Source organism: Neobacillus niacini (genome assembly GCF_031456445.1).
In the GTDB taxonomy this organism is placed as follows: domain Bacteria; phylum Bacillota; class Bacilli; order Bacillales; family Cytobacillaceae; genus Neobacillus; species Neobacillus niacini_I.
Window position 1 is genome coordinate 31,595 of record NZ_JAVDUQ010000023.1, and the last position, 20,461, is coordinate 52,055.

The 20,461-nt window shown below is 40.0% G+C and carries 18 protein-coding genes and 1 pseudogene; 8 read left to right on the forward strand and 11 right to left on the reverse strand.

Annotated features, from left to right (window positions below; translation table 11 throughout):
* Positions 1-213: 213 nt before the first annotated feature.
* The 3 genes from J2Y67_RS17690 (at position 214) to J2Y67_RS17700 (ending at position 2,075) form a co-directional block, all read left to right on the forward strand.
* Positions 214-612: a hypothetical protein gene (locus tag J2Y67_RS17690; RefSeq protein WP_310176168.1), complete on the forward strand. Its 399-nt coding sequence runs from the start codon at positions 214-216 to the stop codon at positions 610-612.
* Positions 613-669: 57 nt separating this feature from the next.
* Positions 670-1,743, forward strand: coding sequence for a glycosyltransferase (locus J2Y67_RS17695; protein ID WP_310176169.1), 1,074 nt, complete (start codon positions 670-672; stop codon positions 1,741-1,743).
* Positions 1,744-1,826: 83 nt separating this feature from the next.
* Positions 1,827-2,075, forward strand: coding sequence for a hypothetical protein (locus J2Y67_RS17700; protein ID WP_310176170.1), 249 nt, complete (start codon positions 1,827-1,829; stop codon positions 2,073-2,075).
* 50 nt (positions 2,076-2,125) lie between these two features.
* On the opposite strand, the gene J2Y67_RS17705 is transcribed toward J2Y67_RS17700, so the two are convergent.
* Complete coding sequence (locus J2Y67_RS17705) at positions 2,126-2,746, reverse strand: polysaccharide deacetylase family protein (protein WP_310176217.1); 621 nt, start codon at positions 2,744-2,746, stop codon at positions 2,126-2,128.
* Positions 2,747-2,784: 38 nt separating this feature from the next.
* On the reverse strand, positions 2,785-2,910 hold the full coding sequence (locus J2Y67_RS17710) for a hypothetical protein (RefSeq protein WP_310176171.1): 126 nt from the start codon (positions 2,908-2,910) through the stop codon (positions 2,785-2,787).
* 3 nt (positions 2,911-2,913) lie between these two features.
* Between J2Y67_RS17710 and J2Y67_RS17715 the strand changes: the two genes are divergently transcribed.
* Together J2Y67_RS17715 and J2Y67_RS17720 are read left to right on the forward strand one after the other, a co-directional pair.
* On the forward strand, positions 2,914-3,924 hold the full coding sequence (locus J2Y67_RS17715; RefSeq protein WP_310176172.1) for a CgeB family protein: 1,011 nt from the start codon (positions 2,914-2,916) through the stop codon (positions 3,922-3,924).
* A 126-nt stretch (positions 3,925-4,050) separates the two neighbouring features.
* A complete protein-coding gene (locus tag J2Y67_RS17720; protein WP_310176173.1) occupies positions 4,051-4,797 on the forward strand; it encodes a protein-glutamine gamma-glutamyltransferase in 747 nt (248 codons plus the stop codon).
* Positions 4,798-4,911: 114 nt separating this feature from the next.
* On the opposite strand, the gene argH is transcribed toward J2Y67_RS17720, so the two are convergent.
* Positions 4,912-6,402 carry an argininosuccinate lyase gene (gene argH, locus J2Y67_RS17725; RefSeq protein WP_310176174.1) on the reverse strand — a complete coding sequence of 497 codons (1,491 nt, stop codon included), beginning with the start codon at positions 6,400-6,402 and terminating at the stop codon, positions 4,912-4,914.
* A gap of 158 nt (positions 6,403-6,560) precedes the next feature.
* On the opposite strand from argH, the gene J2Y67_RS17730 reads away from it, so the two are divergent.
* Positions 6,561-7,505: a DMT family transporter gene (locus J2Y67_RS17730; RefSeq protein ID WP_310176175.1), complete on the forward strand. Its 945-nt coding sequence runs from the start codon at positions 6,561-6,563 to the stop codon at positions 7,503-7,505.
* Between the two features lie 74 nt (positions 7,506-7,579).
* On the opposite strand, the gene J2Y67_RS17735 is transcribed toward J2Y67_RS17730, so the two are convergent.
* From J2Y67_RS17735 to J2Y67_RS17760, 6 genes are all read right to left on the reverse strand, one after another.
* Positions 7,580-8,572, reverse strand: coding sequence for an agmatinase family protein (locus J2Y67_RS17735; protein ID WP_310176176.1), 993 nt, complete (start codon positions 8,570-8,572; stop codon positions 7,580-7,582).
* Positions 8,544-9,842, reverse strand: coding sequence for an imidazolonepropionase (gene hutI / locus J2Y67_RS17740; RefSeq protein ID WP_310176177.1), 1,299 nt, complete (start codon positions 9,840-9,842; stop codon positions 8,544-8,546). Before hutI ends, J2Y67_RS17735 begins: the two co-directional genes overlap by 29 nt.
* A 26-nt stretch (positions 9,843-9,868) precedes the next feature.
* On the reverse strand, positions 9,869-11,539 hold the full coding sequence (hutU, locus tag J2Y67_RS17745; RefSeq protein ID WP_310176178.1) for a urocanate hydratase: 1,671 nt from the start codon (positions 11,537-11,539) through the stop codon (positions 9,869-9,871).
* Between the two features lie 421 nt (positions 11,540-11,960).
* On the reverse strand, positions 11,961-14,144 hold the full coding sequence (katG, locus tag J2Y67_RS17750) for a catalase/peroxidase HPI (protein ID WP_310176218.1): 2,184 nt from the start codon (positions 14,142-14,144) through the stop codon (positions 11,961-11,963).
* A 201-nt stretch (positions 14,145-14,345) separates the two neighbouring features.
* Positions 14,346-14,636, reverse strand: a complete 291-nt coding sequence (locus J2Y67_RS17755; RefSeq protein ID WP_310176179.1) for an IDEAL domain-containing protein — start codon at positions 14,634-14,636, stop codon at positions 14,346-14,348.
* 75 nt (positions 14,637-14,711) lie between these two features.
* Complete coding sequence (locus J2Y67_RS17760) at positions 14,712-15,086, reverse strand: glutamyl-tRNA reductase (protein ID WP_310176180.1); 375 nt, start codon at positions 15,084-15,086, stop codon at positions 14,712-14,714.
* Between the two features lie 438 nt (positions 15,087-15,524).
* Between J2Y67_RS17760 and J2Y67_RS17765 the strand changes: the two genes are divergently transcribed.
* Positions 15,525-16,676: an SLC13 family permease gene (locus tag J2Y67_RS17765; protein WP_310176181.1), complete on the forward strand. Its 1,152-nt coding sequence runs from the start codon at positions 15,525-15,527 to the stop codon at positions 16,674-16,676.
* Positions 16,677-16,777: 101 nt separating this feature from the next.
* A pseudogene (locus J2Y67_RS17770) lies at positions 16,778-16,967 on the forward strand (IS4 family transposase); the annotation flags it as partial.
* Between the two features lie 264 nt (positions 16,968-17,231).
* Here J2Y67_RS17770 and J2Y67_RS17775 read toward each other — a convergent pair.
* Together J2Y67_RS17775 and dcuS are read right to left on the reverse strand one after the other, a co-directional pair.
* Positions 17,232-18,731: a helix-turn-helix domain-containing protein gene (locus tag J2Y67_RS17775; protein WP_310176182.1), complete on the reverse strand. Its 1,500-nt coding sequence runs from the start codon at positions 18,729-18,731 to the stop codon at positions 17,232-17,234.
* A gap of 96 nt (positions 18,732-18,827) precedes the next feature.
* The gene (gene dcuS, locus J2Y67_RS17780) at positions 18,828-20,444 is read right to left on the reverse strand and encodes a DcuS/MalK family sensor histidine kinase (RefSeq protein WP_310176183.1); all 1,617 of its coding nucleotides are present in this window, start codon (positions 20,442-20,444) and stop codon (positions 18,828-18,830) included.
* Between the last annotated feature and the right edge of the window lie 17 nt (positions 20,445-20,461).

The following is a 20,461-nucleotide window of genomic DNA, read 5'->3' on the forward strand; positions in this document are numbered from 1 at the left end:
GGCACTTCCTTGTCCTCATATGACAATCGCATATTTTCCCCTATTCTGTCAAAACCCAACACCAATCAACATGATGATTAATATCATGGATTTAGGAGGCAAGCTGTTAAAAGAAATATAATACAAATATTTATTCTTAATGGTATTTGACCTAGAACAACTTGTCTAACCATTTAATAGTTTATAATAATCTACTTCTTGGAGGTGACGAATTTGCCACCAAAGCCACCAAAACGTGGTCCGAAACATCGGCTCCGTAAACACCCGAATCCTCTTTCACTAGGGGGTCTGAAAGGTCCAAGCGGTTTAACAGGTGTTACAGGACTTACTGGATTAACTGGTTTAACTGGGTTAACTGGGTTAACTGGATTAACTGGGTTAACTGGACTCACTGGATTAACTGGAATGACTGGAATGACTGGATTAACTGGAATGACTGGAATGACTGGAATGACTGGAATGACTGGGCTTACAGGACTTACTGGTACGACAGGCACTACAGGTACAACCGGCACCACTGGAGGGTCAGCACCAGAGGATGCTGCCGGATCAGTAGACTCCATTCAATGGGTAAGGTCCTTATATAACAAGTATATTGGTCCAGAAAACTAGGATGAATCTGCCTGCATTCTTTAACGAGATGCAGGTAGATTTTTGGAGGAGAAACAAATGATTTCCCTTAGTTTGTGTATGATTGTCAAAAACGAAGAAAAAACACTTAGCCGCTGTTTAGATTCTGTTAAAAATATTGTCGATGAGATCATTATTGTCGATACAGGTTCAAGCGACCAGTCGATAGAGATTGCGAAGCACTATGGCTCTAAAATCTATCATTTTCAATGGGTGGATGATTTTTCCGCTGCGCGCAATTTTGCTTTCAGCCATGCTCAAAAGGATTATATTCTAACCATGGATGCCGACGATGTTTTTAGTGAGGCAGATTCCAAAAAACTTCAAGAATTAAAACAAACCATAACGCCCACCATTGACGCCGTTACCATGAAATATCTCGCCGGCTTTGATGAATCAGGCAACGTCCTTGTGAGCCTGAGGCAGGTCAGGATGGTTAGAAGGGAAAATCAATGTAAATGGCAGGGTGCGGTTCATGAATACCTTGAGGTTCAAGGGAATATGCTTCACAGCGATATCGCTGTGAAGCATAAAAGGATGCATAAGAACAGTGATCGAAATCTAAGAATATACGAACAGCGCCTTCATAATGGGGTACACTTTTCCTCAAGAGATTTGTACTATTATGCGAATGAGCTTTACGATCACCAACAGTACAAAAGAGCCATCCAGTTTTATCAAAAATTTTTACAATCGGATAAATGCTGGATTGAGGATGTAATCCAGACACATGGCCGCATTGCTGAATGCTATGCGGCATTAGGAAAAATGGACAACGCCATTCACAGTGCTTTAAACACATTAAAATTTGCTCCTCCCCGTGCAGATTCCTGCTGCCGGTTGGGATTTTTCTTTTTACAAATCAATCGTCCTGAAGTAGCAGTTCATTGGTTTCAATTCGCCACTCAATTACCAGCAATCGATACGGGCGGAATAACAAATCATGCCTGTTCCACTTGGATCCCCCACCTCGAACTTTCCGTCTGCTACTCCCACCTAGGCGAATATCAAAAAGCGCTGGAACATATTGAAATCGCAAGAACCATCTGCCCCCAGCACGAAATAATTTTAAAAAACAAAGCCATTTTGGAGAATTTTGTAAAAAATAACTAATTTCAAGCACACAGATCGTTGTGCTCTTTTTGTATTCTGCCCTTTGGTTCCGGTTTGATTCTAAATGTATAGAACCTTGATTTTTGACAAATTATATGCATAAAAGGGGGATTTTCATGATTTATATTTTAGCGATTATTGCTTTAATCATGATCGTCGGCTTAGTTTATACATTTAGAACTGGTAGAGCATTCAGTGTAAGTAACAGCGAACATGATGAGGAAATACACAAAAGTATTCAGAAACATCCGATGGCACTTAATCCTGTATTTTGGACTTACATCCTTGCCATTGCTGCCGTGCTTATTTACATCATCTATCTCGCCTTCTAAATATCCTATTTAAAAAGGCTGCGAGTGACTCTCAGCCTTTTTTGTAAAAATTAGTGATGATTAGTATCTATGTGATAAACTTTCTGATAGTATTCAGGGACGGTTACAAACTCGTAGTCCAGATTTTTTAGATATTCAATAATTTTTGGAAGTGCCTCAACCGTTTTTTCTCTCCTCCCGCCGCCATCATGCATCAGAATAATATGGTTCCTCCGTATTTTCTTGGAAACACGGTCTTCAATTGGCTCCTGAATGGAAAGATTCCAATCCATTGTATCTATATCCCAGAGGACTGAGTGAAGCCCTAATTCTAAGATAAGTTGTCCGGCCTCTTCGCTAATCTCCCCATACGGCGGTCGAAAGATTTCCACATTTTTTTTCGTAACTTTCTTGATTATTCCATTCGTGCTTTCAATTTCTTGGATAATCTCCTCGGGGCTAAGTTTTGTGATATCCGGGTGATTCCAAGTATGATTACCAAGAACATTTCCATTTGAAATCAATTGTTTTAGGATTTGGCGCTGTGCTTGGGTAACATTCTTTCCTACAATAAAAAAGGTTGCTTTAACTCGGTAATATTTTAGAATCCGCAGGATGTGAGGAGTGTATTCCGACGGCCCATCATCAAATGTTAATGCGACATATCGTTTTTTGCTTGGTTGTTCGATTATATTTCCCTCCCCTTTTTAAAGTTGATGAAAATGGAAGGCTAAAACTGCTTCTTTTCTACCTTCGTCATGATTACTATATGATAACGGACAGAATTTGTTTGGTGGATTTCACCCATTCCATGAAACTTTCCACGAATGCCGTCCCCTGTTTGTCCAAGATACATATAATGGTAGAAAAACAAGGCGGTGTAACGGACTTGAGAATTCTTTTTATCGATAGTAATGAATTATTAATGTATGGGTTAGCTAACGGATTTAAGGAAGCAGGACATAAATTATTGGTTTCTGGGAAAATAGGTGAGAATACCGTTTCACGTTTAATCTCACGCTTTAAACCTGATCTTATTTTTTCTGAAGGATGGGGGAAGGAAAATGACAACGAATGGAAACAGGATATAATTGCAAAGCAAATAAAAGCTTCCGGTATTCCCCATATTTACTGGGCTGTTGAGGACCCCCATTTTACTTTGGATTTTTCCTTACCACTTATTTTACGAATGAAACCTGATTTTGTGTTTACGTTAAGTGAGCCTCTTGTAAAGTTTTATAAAAAACTAGGAATCCGCGCGGGACATTTAGATTTTGGGTACGAACCCAGCATCCATTATCCTAATTCCTATTATAAAACCAAATATTCTATTGCCGTTGTCGCAAATGCCTATCCTGAGGTACTGACACAGTCCCCTGATCACTATCGAAACCAATCGCTCAAAACGCTCATCAAGCCATTATTGGAAGAAAATATTCGGATTGACTTCTGGGGGCAAAATTGGGATAAAATGGGTGATATTCTTGGTGTAGAAATTCCAAAGAATTGGATTCATGGTTATTTACCATATAAGGACGCTTATAAGGTGTATAATTCTGCCCAAATGATTATTGGACCGCAAAACTATAAAACACAGGTTACGCAAAGAACCTATGAAATATTGGCTTCAGGGGGATTTTTACTTACTTCCGATACCGAAGGAGTCAGGGAATTATTTACACCTGGAGAGGACCTTATTGTTTCTTCGAGTCCAGAGCAAACCCTCGAATTGGTTAAATATTACTTAAAACACCCGGAAGAATGTAAAGCCATCAGCCAGCACGCACTCAAAACCGTCTCCCCTCACTCCTACAAAAACCGCGCAAAACAAGCAATCAAAATCCTTAAAAAAGAAGGAATTGTGAAATGAACGGAACCTTTCAAACGGTGATTCTAGTGACATGCACCAAGTAAATGAATTCACATTCATGCACTTATCTTAATAACATTTCATATCTTTTAGGAAGGGATGATGCTCGGAGGCGGGTGATTTTTTATGATAATAGTAAATGGAAAGCTTGTTAAGTCTGAAGAACTTAATAACTTGATTAAGGATAAAGAACAACGGAACATTGTCAAACAAATGGCAGCGTTAACGGAGACCTACGAGTATCAATCGTTGGATGAATTGAAATTTGAACTGGTGTATAGAGAGAACACGATGAAAGCAGCACAACAAATGAATAAAAGCGGGGTAAAGTTTACCACCTTTTCTTATGCTTTTCCGAATAAAAAGTTTTGGCAGCGTCTGCCAAATGGGGGATTTTTGTTAAAAAGCGGTACAGCACCCTCCACAGCCATACTTGATATTTTGAAAAATGGGAAACTTTATGCGTTTGAGTGCTCGACTGCCATCGCGATTGTACTCTATATTGCCACCCTTTATACGATTGGACCGGAGTTATTTAATCGGTATTTTAAAAGGTTATATTTATTTGATTGGCAATTTGATGAAGACCTTCCCGTCTTTCCAAAAGAAGGAACTGACTTTATACCGGGTGATGTTCTCCACTTCAATAATCCCGATTTTGATCCAAAGCAGCCTCATTGGCGTGCTGAAAACGTGATTTATTTTGGTGATGACAAGTATTATGGCCATGGTGTTGGAATAAGAAATGCCAGTACGATCATTAAATTCTTGAATACAAAAAGAATGACCGAACCTACCGAATCCGCTTATCTTATGCGGCAAATAACAAGGCCGGTTTATCGGTCGCTATTTTTATTAACTTTACAAAATTAAATTCATAACACAGGAATGTCTCTTCTTTAGACATTCCTGTTTATTTTTTATCTTTATTATTTCTTCTATAAAAGGTTATTTTTCTAGGAAAGTAAAAAACTTTTTTCGCGGAACTCAGAAGGAATATTCACGCAGGCGCTTCCTTTTTCCGTCCATTTTACGGACAACATTCCTAAATGTTTCCATGGCTTCTTTTAGGCGTTCCTTCCTTACTTCCAGCATTCTTTTCACTTCCCCCGGACTAGGCCCCCCGCGAATGCTTCTGACTTTTACAAAATACTCCGGTGAAACGATGTTATTCCACGCTTCCGCTGAAATTTTTACATCCACAAAAGTTTGAATCATTTTATTCATTTCTTCTATCTTCCAATCCGATAATTCTTTTCTCGCGTCGGTTGTTTTTTTCGCAATGAAGCTGGCGATTTCATGTGCTTGACGAAATCCAATCCCGTAGTCCCGTGTAAGCGTATCCGCCAATTCCGTAATTGTAATACATGATTTTCCCGCCATTTCCTTAGCATGCTCCTTATTAACCTTAAGTGTGGAAATGACGGCATACATCAGCTTCATCACACGGTTCGCCTTATTGAATGCTCGGTATAGATGGGGCTGCAAATCGTCCTCCGTATCGACGATATCCCCGAAAGGTGTATTGTGAATCATATTCATGACCGCCTGTGCCTCACTAAAAGCACTGCTGGCAAGTGCTCGTGAATGCTCAATTGAAACGGGATTCCGCTTTTGCGGCATGATACTGCTCACCTGCACGTAGGGATTCGCAACCGTGAATGTTCCATATTCCCTCGTTACCTGCTGGAGGAAATCCTGTATCCACCGACCCGTATTGACCATGGATGTCATCAAGGCTGCGGCGGTTTCAAGCAAATAATCCGCTCCCGCTATGGCATCATAGGAATTTTCTACCATTCTATCAAACCCCAATAGTTCCGCTGTCCGTGATCTGCTGATTGGAAATCCTGTCGTCGTCATTGCAGCTGCTCCAAGTGGCGACCGGTTGACGGTTTCATAGGCAGACCATAAGCGTTTGATGTCTCTTTGGAGGACATCATAAATCGCCAAAAAATAATGTCCTAGTGTCGTAGGCTGAGCCGGCTGTGTGTGCGTATACCCTGTTATATTGGTTTCTGCATGCTGTTCAGCCTGTTCTAAGAGAGTTTCGCTGAGCTGATAACAGGAGGTGAACAGCTTTAAAAAGTGTTCCCTCAGCACCAACCGATACATCGCCACCCCCATATCATTTCGGCTACGAGCAATATGGATTTTCCCAGCCAGTTCCGGCCCAATTTCATCAGCGATTTTCGCTTCCATCATGAAAAATAAATCTTCGTACTCTGCCCTGTAGGTTAAGAGGGAAGAATCCGTTTTGGCTACTTTATTCGTTCCCGTTAACATCCTCTTTGCTTCATCAGAGCTAATGATTTGTTGTTCCTTCAGCATAATAATATGAGCCCGGTGAATATCAAACATTGAATCGAATAAATAATCCCGTTGGTCATTAAAAACAGGCATTAACAGTTCCTCTTTATAGGTTTTTCCAGGAAAAACTGTTCCTTCTGCCTTTATAAATTCCTCCTGGTTACTCATGTTTTTCAACTCCAAAATTGAGTGGATTTTTTCCTACTATTATTTTATGTAAAAAATGTTTAGATGGCAGTTTCATAAAATACAAAAGTTTTAAAAAAAATTATTTAGCTTCCCGAAATACCATGCTATAATGAGTAACAGTTTAAAATCCAACTATAGTGGAAAGGTATGTGTTCACCATCATGTCGATGCTTAAATCGAAAGCATTAATCAGCTTGTTTCTCGTTTCGATTTTATGGGGTTGTAATTATCCAGTTAGTGCTTACTTGTTAAAAGGCTTCTCGCCTGTTTTTTTGTCAACGGTTCGGATTTGTTTTACCTCGCTATTTTTAATCGTGGTTGCACTCATTCATAAGGGAATTAGAAAACCAACCGCGATGGAGTGGAAATCATTAATGGGTGTGGGGATTTTTGGGACACTTTTAAACCAAACGTTTTATTTTACGGGACTCCATCACACAACACCAGCTAATGCTTCGTTAATCATTGCACTGGCGCCAATTGCTACCATTCTGCTGGAACGGATTATTTTCAAAGTGAAATTAACACTGAAAAAATCGCTGGGAGCATTAATTAGTTTGATTGGGGTATTTTCCATTATCGGTGTTGCCGGGGGTTCCTTCGGGGTATCATTTGGAGATGTAAATATTTTCGTTGCCATGCTTTGTTTATCGATAAGTTTATTGTATATCCGCCGATTATCGAAAACATTAAATTCTTATATCATAACGGTCTATGCTACTGTACTTGGCAGTGTTATCATGATCCCGGCTGCCGGAGTGGAAAACCTCGTCAGCGGGTCTGTTATCAGCCACTCGCCTGTCATGTGGATTTTGTTAATCTCTGCAGGGATCCTGGCTCAGGGATTGGCAGGTTTTTGGTGGAATGGCGGTGTAGCACAGGTCGGAGCCGGAACGGCCTCGATGTTCATGAATATCCAGCCCTTCGTCGCTATTATCGCCTCCCATTTTATTCTTGGGGATCAGATTCTTCCTGCCCAAATTTTCGGAGGAATCTTAGTTTTACTAGGTGTATTCATTGCCAACATGCCATCACAGGCCGTCAAACCGGTGGTCATCAACCAAACGAATAAAACCATATAAAACGATATAAAAAATGTCCACCCCCAGGTGGACATTTTTTACACTCTGTCTATCGACAGGTACTTTGTGAAAAATTAACGAAGCATGACACCGCTTAGGAAAGTAAGGAATACATGTGTGCCCATTTTTACAGTTTGCTGTACTGCAGAATCCTTTATTGGGTCGAGACAGACGATGTCCATGGCCTTTACCTTTGGATGCTTACCAGCAGCGAGAACGCCTTCAAGTAATTCCGCTGAAGTCAGTCCGCCCGGAGTTGATGCTGGGACGCCTGGTGCATAAGCAATATCCAGGCAATCCATATCAACCGTTAAATAGATTGTATCCACCTTCGCAGCAAGTTCTTCCAAGCAAGCCAATACAGTTGCTTCAATGCCCTTTTTCCGTGCATTGCGAAGGGTAATATAGTTAACGCCATGTGCATCGGCGTACTCTTTCAAATCTTTTGTATTAAAAAAGCCGTGCAAGCCGATATTGTACATATCCGATCCGTTCACAACACCGCTTTCAATTAAATTCCGCATCGGCGTTCCGTTCGATGGTCCGTTATCGCTCATATCCCGTAAATCAAAATGGGTATCGAATTGAAGAATTCCAATTCGCTCCCCCGGCTTTGCCTTATGCAGTCCCTTCACCATCATTGCCGTAATCGAATGATCCCCGCCAATGGCACAAACCTTTGAATTAACAAAATGATTGTGAAGAGCTTCCGAAGCCTCAATAATATTTTCATGGCAGCGGTGAATATCGGTGACATGCATAGGGACGTCCCCCACGTCCAATGCAGACATATCAGCTAAATCAATATCTTCGTCCAAATTGTAGGTCGTAAAGCCTTTCCAAGCACGACGGAAGGCATCCGGAAATTCAGAAGCACCTGAAGCACTGATGGATGAACGTGACAAAGGTACCCCAACCACCACCACTTCAGCGGACTTACATTTTTCAGGATCAGCCGAAGCTGTCAATGGCTGAATCCACTCGTGAACCTTCTCCGGAGCACGCCCCTCCGCTCTTACCCATGTAAAGGTGTGTGGATTAATTTTTGGATACAAGAAGCTCTTCATGAAGCTGACCTCCCTTGACAACCACTGCACCATTTTTTACAACCGTGTCAACGTGATTTACACCATAGGAGTATTGAAGCTTCATATAGTTTGGAACATTAAAAATCGTTACGTCGCCTTTTTTACCTACTTCCAAGCTTCCGATTTCCTGTGCACGGTTAATGGCATGCGCCCCATTAATCGTCGTTGCCGCAAGCACTTCGGCAGGAGTCATGCCCATTTTTAAGCAGCCTAGGCTCATAATGAATGGAAGTGAAACGGTTGGCGATGAACCTGGATTACAATCTGTTGAAAGCGCAACAGGCACACCTAAATCAACCATTTTCCGTCCGTTCGCAGACTCGGCCATTAAAAAGTAAGCTGTTCCTGGAAGTAAGACACCAACTACGCCTTTTTCCGCCATCGCTTTCATGCCTTTTTCAGACGCCTTTAGTAAATGGTCAGCAGAAACCGCTCCTACTTCTGCGGCAAGTTCTGCACCTTCATAAGGTTCAATTTCATCGGCATGAATTTTTGCAAGCAACCCGTGTCGCTTACCTGCTTCTAAAATTCTGCGGGATTGTTCAGGTGTAAATACGCCATACTCACAGAAAACATCATTGAATTCCGCAAGGCCAAGCTCAGCTACTTTTGGAATCATTTCATTAATTAGTAAATCAATAAATTCTTCTGGATTTTCCTTATATTCCTTTGGCACAGCGTGTGCGCCCATGAATGTAGAAACCACATCAATCACATGTTTTTCGTTTAATTCTTTTGCTACTTCAAGCTGCTTTAACTCCGTTGCCCATTCCATCCCATAGCCGCTTTTGGCTTCAACTGTTGTAACGCCGTGACGTAAAAATTGATTTAAACGCTCATAGCTTTCTGCAAAAAGCTGTTCATGGCTGGCCGCCTGCGTTGCTCTTGTTGTCGCATGAATCCCGCCGCCGGCATTCATGATGTCCATATAGGTAGCCCCTTGAAGACGCATATTAAATTCGTTTTCGCGGCTGCCCGCAAACACTACATGTGTATGTGGATCAACCAGTCCCGGCGTCACAAGCTTGCCGGTCGCATCTACGACTTCCGCTTCACTCAAACGCGCACCATACTTCGCTGCTAACTCTTCATCCGTTCCTACCGCCTGAATGACTCCATCTTCAATCCAAACGCTTCCGTTTTCAATTATACTAAGCTCAGACATCGCACCCTTAACAAGGGGAGCCTTTGAGCTCCCCTGTAAGGTAACGAGCTGAGAAGCATTTCTGATAAAAAGTGCTTTACTCATTCGTTTCAATTCCTTTCAGTCTGGTCTTAGTCTTGTTTTAACATTGGCATTTTGATGCCTTTTTCTTTCGCTGTTTTAATTGCAAGCTCATAACCGGCGTCCGCGTGACGGACTACACCCATACCAGGGTCAGTCGTTAATACGCGCTCTAATCGTGCTTCTGCTTCTTTCGTACCATCAGCAACAATAACCATACCAGAGTGCTGTGAATAACCCATGCCTACGCCGCCGCCATGGTGTAAGGAAATCCAGCTTGCTCCACCAACTGCGTTGATCATTGCATTTAGAATTGGCCAGTCAGATACTGCATCACTGCCGTCTTTCATGCTTTCTGTTTCACGGTTTGGAGAAGCAACGGAACCAGCATCTAAGTGGTCACGGCCGATAACAATTGGAGCTGAAACTTCGCCTGAAGCAACCATGTCGTTAATGATTTTACCAAAGCGCGCTCTTTCACCATATCCAAGCCAGCAAATACGTGCAGGAAGACCTTGGAATGCAATTCTTTCTTGTGCCATCTTAACCCATTTGCAAAGATGCTCATCATCTTTATATACACGAAGCAATGCTTCGTCAATTTTGCGGATATCTTCTGGATCACCAGATAATGCTGCCCAGCGGAAAGGTCCTTTCCCTTCACAGAACAATGGACGGATGTAAGCTGGAACAAATCCAGGGAAATCAAATGCATTTTCAACACCTTCGTCTTTTGCTACCTGACGAATGTTGTTACCGTAGTCAAATGTAACTGCACCTTTTTGCTGCATTGTTAGCATTGCTTTTACATGTGTTGCCATGCTTTGTTTTGAAAGTTTCACATATAATGTTGGATCTTCTTTTCTTAATTTGTCAGCTTCTTCTAATGAATAGCCAACTGGTACATATCCATTGAGTGGATCATGTGCAGATGTTTGGTCTGTTAATACATCTGGGTTAAAGCCTTTTTCAATCATTAATGGTAAAATTTCTGCTGCGTTTCCAATAAGCCCAATTGAAAGCCCTTTTCCTTCTTTCTTTGCTTCAAACGCTATTTTCAATGCTTCATCAAGGTCATTTGTTTTTACATCTAAGTATCTAGTTTCAATACGACGATCAATTCTCCACTCATCGACATCGATGCCGATACATACGCCATCGTTCATTGTTACTGCAAGTGGCTGTGCACCACCCATACCGCCTAGGCCAGCTGTTAATGTGATGGTGTGTTTTAATGAACCGCCGAACTCTTGACGAGCAAGCTCTGCGAAAGTTTCATATGTTCCTTGAACAATTCCTTGGCTTCCGATGTAGATCCAGCTTCCTGCAGTCATTTGACCGTACATCATCAAGCCTTTTTTATCTAGCTCGTGGAAGTGCTCCCAGTTTGCCCATGCAGGTACAAGGTTTGAGTTCGCAAGTAATACACGTGGTGCATCCTTATGCGATTTCCAAACAACTACTGGCTTTCCTGATTGAACTAACATTGTTTCATCATCTTCTAGTTCTAAAAGCGTTTTCACAATGGCATCAAAAGATTCCCAGTTACGAGCTGCTTTCCCGATTCCGCCGTATACAACAAGATCTTCTGGTCTTTCTGCTACTTCCTGATCAAGGTTGTTATAGAGCATGCGAAGTGCTGCTTCTTGAATCCAGCCTTTTGCATGTAGTTCAGTGCCTTTATAATTTTTAATCACTCTTTTTTCAGATGTTTTCGTCATTATTTACACCCCTTAGTTAATGTTTAACTCTGATTTCATTATATAAATCGAATCATCTGAAAAATACGAATAAAACATTAGAAAAAGGATAATATTTTTTAAAATTGGGGGTGTTTAAATAAAAATTTTCGGATGATATCTATACTTTTTTTAGAAAGATACAATTTATTTAGATTTTATAGGAGTAATTTATCTAAAAGCGATTCCACAACATTTAAAATAATTACCCTTTTAAAACACGAATGCTGTCATCCAAATTAGATAACAGCACTATTATATGGATCAAATTAGGTAATTTAATTTCTATGTTGATTTTTCACTAAAATAGAGACCGACTAATAATTGTCGGTCTTCTTAGGGATAACATAGATAATATTTAACAACTTCATAGGGCTTGTTACTTTAATACCCGTAGGTGCCGTTAATTAAGGTCGAAACGATCTGCATTCATTACCTTTACCCAGGCAGCTATAAAATCACACACAAACTTCTCTTTGTTATCGTCTTGAGCATAAACTTCTGCAATGGCACGTAGAACGGAGTTTGAACCGAATACTAGGTCAACTCTAGTTGCTGTACGCACTACCTCACCTGTCTTGCGGTCACGTCCTTCATATATACCACCTTCTACAGGCTTCCACTCAACTCCCATGTCAAGCAGGTTAACAAAGAAGTCGTTAGTAAGTGTACCAACACGATCAGTGAATACGCCGTGTTTTGTACCACCATGATTTGTTCCTAGAACACGCATGCCGCCAACAAGTACAGTCATTTCTGGTGTAGTAAGGTTTAGCAGTTGTGCTTTGTCTACTAGAAGCTCTTCTGAACTTACATTAAACTGCTTCTTCTGATAATTGCGGAAACCATCAGCGATTGGCTCTAGCACTGCAAAGTTTTCAACATCCGTTTGCTCTTGTGTTGCATCGCCGCGTCCAGGGGTAAAAGGAACTGTTACGTCAAAGCCTGCATCTTGAGCAGCTTTCTCTACTGCGACACTACCACCTAGTACAATCAAGTCAGCCAGGCTGACTTTCTTATCTAGATGACTTTGAATGTCTTCTAGTATAGTAAGCACTTTTGTAAGTTGTTCCGGTTGATTCACTTCCCAATCATTCTGTGGAGCAAGACGGATGCGGGCACCATTTGCGCCACCACGATTATCTGAACCACGGAAGGTACTTGCTGAAGCCCAAGCAGTTGTGACTAACTCGCTAATTGTAAGGCCTGAGTCTAGGATCATCGTTTTAATTTTTTCTACATCATTATATGTTAATTCATAATCAACAGTTGGTACAGGATCTTGCCAGATAAGCTCTCCTTCTGGAACTTCTGGGCCAAGATATCTTGAAGGAGGACCCATGTCACGGTGTGTTAGTTTGAACCAAGCACGAGCAAAAGCATCTGCAAACTCTTCTGGATTCTCATGGAAACGACGAGAAATTTTTTCGTATACTGGATCAAAACGCAATGCCATATCCGCAGTGGTCATCATCGTCGGAACACGTTTTGATGAATCCTCTGCATCCGGTGCAAGATCCTTCTCATCAGGATTTACAGCAAGCCACTGATATGCCCCAGCAGGACTCTTTGTAAGCCACCATTCATATCCAAACAATAGATCAAAGTAACCATTATCCCACTGTGTCGGATTAGCAGTCCAAGCACCTTCAATACCACTCGTGATGGTGTCATGACCTTTACCAGTGCCGTATGTGCTTAACCAACCTAAACCTTGTGCTTCAATTGGAGCAGCTTCTGGTTCTGGACCAACATGAGCTGCATCTCCTGCACCGTGTGCCTTACCAAATGTATGGCCGCCAGCAACTAGTGCTACTGTTTCTTCATCGTTCATTGCCATACGTGCAAATGTCTCGCGAATGTCACGAGCACTTGCAAGCGGATCTGGTTTACCGTTTGGACCTTCAGGGTTCACATAAATTAGACCCATCTGAACAGCAGCTAGGGGGTTCTCAAGGTCACGATCGCCTGTGTAACGGTTATCACCAAGCATTTCAGTTTCAGAACCCCAGTAGATATCTTCTTCTGGATGCCAAATATCCGCACGTCCGCCTCCAAAACCAAATGTCTTGCCGCCCATTGATTCTATCGCAACATTACCAGTTAGAATCATTAAGTCAGCCCAAGAGATCTTGTTGCCATACTTCTGCTTAATCGGCCATAACAGTCGACGAGCTTTATCAAGGTTACCGTTATCAGCCCAGCTGTTCAGTGGAGCAAAACGCTGATTGCCAGTTCCGGCACCACCACGGCCGTCACCTGTACGATAAGTACCTGCTGAGTGCCAAGCCATACGGATAAAGAATGGACCATAATGTCCATAGTCAGCCGGCCACCAATCTTGGCTGTTTGTCATAAGCTCTTTAAGATCCTGCTTAAGAGCATAATAATCTAATTTTTTAAATTCTTCTGCATAATTAAATTCTTCTCCCATAGGGTTAGATTTTCTGTCATGCTGATGAAGAATATTCAAGTTCAACTGGTTTGGCCACCAGTCTCTATTTGGCATATTACTAGATTTGTTAGAAGTTGCACCGCCATGGTGAAACGGGCACTTTCCAATGTTAGTAGTGTCTTTAGTGTCCATATTTTTTTCCTCCTTAGTCATTTTTTTCATCCCGTTAATACTCTTGATAGCACTTAAATATGATATATAACTATTAAAAATTAAAATTATTTAAAAATCAATATTAATATAAAATAAATTTAATGTAATTTTATTTCAGATAATTCAGTCAAAATATTTTAAATTGTATATAATACTTGTGCTAGAATAAAGTAGCAATATTCATAGTTTATTTAATATATGCCTACCTTTTTCAATTAACATTTGTTGTTGGTGTCTTAATTTTTCATACTTAGCTGATAATTCAAGAAATAAAGGCTTATCCATTGATACAAGAGCATCATTAATCTTTTCCTCTAGGAGCGTAATTTGCCGGGTAACCATTGCTTCTTCCAAAACCATTTGTATATACATATCAGGATTTGAACTCATATCTTGAGTTTTCTTTGATGAGTTAAGCGATTTCATAATCTCACTATATGAAGTGCTTTTATACGTTTTTTTCTTTTCCATTGCAAATCACCCCTAATACCTTTTTATATAATCATCTTTTGCTAATACATATCATTCATTTTATTCCAGATTTATTCATGAGTGGACGGGAATATTCCCGAAGGTAGTAAAAGGATGTAATACATTGAATAAGTCTAAGTTTGGCTTTGAATTACATTTTCTGATTTTACGCTGCTTGTCTATTTCTTCTTCTAAAGAAAAAAGTTGAATAATAAGGTCCAAAATTTCCTTTTGGTTTGAATTAGTAGCTACTATCTGTTTCATTCCAATTAAAGGAGAATGCATCATTTGGGTTACGATGCTTTTTGAATATTTACGATTAATTTTTCGTTCCCTTTCGGTCAAACCTGGTAACTTATTTTCAATTTGATTGACAGCCTCTTCATAGATTGAAAATGATTTTGAACGAAGGGCAGCCATAATAGGTGTAATGCCCAATGTGCTTAACACGCCTTAAAGGTCAGCAATTCTTGGTCGGATTTTTTTCCTAACTCTATTGCAGCATAACTAACAGAAACCACCAATTACCACCTTTCGGTATTATCATTAGTTTTTATTTTTAAAAAAGGCTATTTTCGCATAGATTGTTGTTTTTCGTATAAGTTCATCAACCCGTATAACTATATGCTTCGTGGCATCTTTTCGTATGAATATTTGCGAAAATTGCCTACAAACTTAGTAAATGAACCTTATTAAGCCTTAAAAGCAACAAAGTTAACGAAAAGAGCCTTAAAAAAAGACAAAAAGAGCCTGTTACCAAAGGAAATAATAATCCCTTGGTGACAGGCTCCTCGAAATTCATTGAGTATTTTATTATATATAGTTTCCTATTTTTAATGAACTATAAAAGTCTTTATGATATTATGTTAAAACGGAATGGGGGGAATTATGAAAGAATATACCTTTGTGCAAAGTGAAAAAAAACTGCACTTGAAAATTGGAATCTTAAAAAAAGACATTGTATTTACAATATCACTTGCGTTAGCAATTATGAGTTGTTTCATCCATACTCCAAAACTGGAGTATATTAATTTTAAGGTAGTATTTAGTTTATTTAATCTTATGCTCGCAGTTAAGGCCCTTGAAGATTTGAAACTATTGGATAAGTTAGCAATTGCTATCCTGAATAAATGCAATAATAGCAAAAGAGTTTCGATTATCCTGATTTTATTATGCTTTTTTAGTTCCATGTTAGTAACGAATGATGTAGCATTAATAACCTTTATACCCTTGACCCTTATTATTAGTAAAATAACAGAAGCTAACATGTTGGATACCATCATACTTCAAACCATTGCTGCGAATATTGGAAGCAGTTTAACCCCTATGGGGAATCCGCAAAATTTGTTCATATTTTCTTATTATGGGCTTAAGCCGATGCAATTTTTTACAACCGTCCTTTTATTAGCGGTGCTGGGAATGATTCTGTTATATATTCTTAATCATAGATTGAAAAGTAAAGAACTAGAAATGGAGCTTCCATTTACTCCTATGGCAAATAGAAAAAAAACAGCTGTATGGGGAATTGTATTTTGCATCATAACAGTATCCATACTTGGTGTTATTAGTTACAAACTTGCATTCCTTATAACATTGATAACAGTATGTGTTCTTGATATAAAATTATTGAGAAAAATCGATTATCTATTACTTATTACCTTTATATGCTTTTTTATCTTTATAGGAAATATATCGGATCTTGTAGTGGTGCACACATTTGCAAATGAAAACCTGAAAAGTCCCACATCCATCTATTTCAGTTCCATATTTTTAAGCCAACTTATAAGCAATGTACCTGCTGCAATCTTTTTATCAAAATTCAGCATGGATTGGCAACCTTTATTATTAGGAGTTAATTTAGGCGGACTTGGTACGATTATTGCTTCTCTGGCTAGCGTGATCTCCTATAAGCTTTTTATAAAGAACGATCCTTGGAAAAGTAAAATGTACTTAATTAGGTTTAGTATATACAACTTTTCATTTTTAGCATTTTTAACTCTAGTTTGTTACTTAATATCGAAAATCTTCAATCTCTTTTAATAGAGGGTAGTACCATATTCCTACCCAGCAAGGCAAGTCATTACAACCAAAGCAAAAAAACGCTATCCTTTCTGTAATATATTGGAAAGGGTAGCGTTTTTTTGTGTTGCGAGATTTTAAGTGAACCTACTCTGTTTTCTCAGGAATTGCAAAGATCTTTGTTACTACAAGCTCGTACAAAAGCTAGTTAGAAATGTGGGCTTTGTTCTAAAGACGAGTAAGTATCAAGCTAAAGATTTAATAGCGTTGGGTGTTTGGTTAAGTCAAAAAGTAGCGAGTACTTCCTTGACTTAGTTATTTAGTTCTTGGGTGTCTTGATCAGACCTGAAGGACTTGACCAACGATTTAATCCATCAGAAACATAGACTTTGCTTTGCAGAGACGGCTCTGCTCAATACATTCATTAATGTTTAGCATGACAGGCATGTGGTTGTACCCCAAAAAGGCAGAAACCCTTATATTTCAAGGGGGATTCTACCCTTTTTGGTTTCCAGGGAACTTTCAGTGCCGCTTATTTTGTATATGGTTTATACTCCTAACAGTTCCAGAATTCTCTCATTCAATATTCAAATTTTCCGCTTTATTTAATCGAAATTCCCTTGGAGACATGCCGATTGTTTCTTTAAAGATTCTGCTAAAGTAATTAGTATTTTGATAGCCAACAAGTAAGGAAATTTCCTTAATTGGTTTTCTTGTCTCAATGAGAAGTCGTTTTGCTTCTTTCATTCTAATTCCTGCCAGTACTTCAGTGAAGCCTTTTCCCGTTTTTGAAATCAGCAGATGACTAAAATAGGACGGATTTCGGTCAACATATTGTGCGACAACTTCCAGCTTCAAATTCGTTTCCGAAAAATTAGCTTCCATATAAGCAATTCCCCGTTCGATTGGGTCCTGTTTAAAATTCCGTGAAATGGCTTCTGCCCCAATAAAGATTTTTTGAATAAATAAAATCAAATTCTGAACCGTCCGATATAACACCGTATCATATAAAATCGAATTGAAAATATAACGATATTCACGCTCATATTGTGGCTGGTTATCTAGATTATAGGTCTGCATGTACCTCCTGATTTGAGCGAGAATACTTGTCAGCCTGATTCTGACCAAACCCGGGTCTGGATATGGATTTTGGAGTTGAAGAAATTCATCATAAAGCCATTTCTTTATTTTTTCCAAATCAAAATTGGTCAGCATATCAATCCAAGTCCGTTGATCGGGTGGGGTTAAAAATGGATCCATATGCACCCAGTCCGGCGAGTATTCGAATTCGACTACCTGTTTATAGCCTTTATAATAAGTGAATTCCAGCATTTTCTGTGTTTGAAGATATTTTTGGTTTAGCGTCTCGGCTGGATTTTTCCCTGTGTAAACCACTATGGCAAGGGGCTCAGAGAATTCTTCATCCCACCTTCTCATCGCTTTTTGGCATTGCTCCGTTATATTTAGACAGGATTCCTGAAATAACAGGACAACCAAATCACTGAGAGCGAAGACACCATGCAAGTCTTTAAACGGATATTCTGACAAAAAGGAACTTAAAATGCCAATGGTTTCGATATTTTCCGTTTTAAAGGCTGCGATATGATAGTCCTCAATTGACCCGGATTGTGAAATAAATAGGGCTTCATAGGATAGATCTTTATAGGAATTGGGATGGTGGGCGCCATTTGAATTATTTTTTTTCCCAATACTCCGCGATGCCTTTTGAAAGGCAGAGTTTACTTTTGTGGTTGAAAAAGGCTTAATCATTAAGTCCAAGGCTTGCATATCAATCGCTAGGCGTGCTTTTTCAAAGGTCGCCTCGGCACTAGTGAGGACCAGGACAGGATCATAGATTTGCATCAACTCACGGAAAGAAGACCAATCTTCCCTGCCAATCATATCCAGCTCCATCACGACTACATCCGGAATTTCTCGCTCAAATATAACAATAAACTCCTGATAATCGGACGCTAAAAAAATATTCGTAATCGGAATCGAAGACGTCCTCAACCACCACTTCACCCCCTCCCGCTCATTCAAATCCCGATCCGCAATCAGCCACTTCCCTTCCATCTGTGGGACCCTCCTTTCAATACGGTATTACAATACAGTGTCAGGCAAAGCCGGTGGACTTTTCCCGTTTTCGTCCGTATCCAGTGGACACTACTCCTACTCTTTACCTTGATAGGGCATGGAGAGGATAAATGTGGTACCTTTGCCTTCTGTTGAAATGACTTCAATGGTGCCGTTTAGGGTTTCAATACTTTGCTTCACTAAATATAAGCCGATACCTCTATCTTGCCCTTTGGTGGAGAATCCTTTAATAAATAGTTGATCCACTGCAGATTCCTCCATTCCTTTTCCGGTATCGTGTATTTCAAATACGAGCTGACCCTCGTAATAATCAAACCTGAGTGTAACCGATTTAATCATCGAATCCTTTACAGCATCTAAAGCATTATCAATCAGGTTTCCAAGAATGGTTACTAATTCGTGCGTTGTCTCTTGGCGGCGTGGTTCGGCTATAATCCCTTCCCCATCGATGGTCAATTCACAGCCGTTTTCCCTGGCAAAGCTCAGTTTCCCTAAAAGAAATCCTGCTAAAACTGGATCCTTAAAGCGGCTGACAACAAAGTTCACTTCTGTCTGTTGATGATCAACAAGATCGGTAATATATGAGGAAACTGTTTCGTAATTTTTTATATGAATTAACCCGGAAATCACATGTAATTTATTGATAAATTCATGCGACTGGGTTCGTAATGCTTCCGCATAGAGCTTAACCCCAGTTAATTGTTCCGCCAACTGCTTGATCTCCGTTTTTTCCCGGAAAGTTGCAATCGCACCGACAATTTTTCCTTTCACGATGATAGGAACCCGATTCGTTATAATCGTAACCCCGCCGATGTCCTGCTCCTGATCATAATGATGCTCGCCTGATTTCAAAACAGTGGTCAATCTTGAATTAGGCAAATACCCGTCAATTTTTCTCCCTAGCGGCGGATCCTGAATTCCTGCTTTTTCAAAGAGTCGAATGGCTTCATTATTGACTAATGTCATTCTGCCCTCCTGATCGACCGCAAGGATCCCTTCTCTCGTAGATTGGAGCATCGTACTTCGTTCTTCAAGGAGTTTGGCGATTTCACTGGGTTCAAGACCAAATAAAATCTCTTTAATTTTTCTTGCCAAAAACAGCGCACCGATGATTCCCACCAAAATTCCGAAAATCGTTCCGATAAAAATAATATTTCGGCTTTGTTTGACCGCTTGATTGACTTTCTCCAGAGAAATCCCGACAGCAACTGCCCCTACCTGCTCATGGTTTTCATCAAAAACAGGAATAAACGAACGTAATGACACTCCCAATGTCCCTCTGGCAATCGAAACATGCTCATGTCCTTTTAAAACGGCTTTTTCATCCCCTCCAACAAAATGCTTGCCAATTTCGTTTTGATTCGGATGAGATTTACGGATTCCATTCATATCCATAACTACGATAAAATCAACCTGTGTGGATTGCCTAATTTCATTTGCAAACCTTTGGATTTCCTTTTCATCCGCTTTGCCGGTGAGTCCATCTATCACAAGCGGGGTCTGGGCGACAATTTTTGCAATATGGGTTGCTTTATCTGCTTGATTTTCCTCCGTTTGGCTCGAAATCCTGTAGGTAATTAAAAGATCGGTAACAAGAAATGCCAAAACCACCACGACACATACCATTAAGGTAATCACGGCTTGTAGGCGGATCTTTGTCTTTGAAAGTTTGTTATATACAAGCCCTTCCACGATGTTCTCCCCTTCTC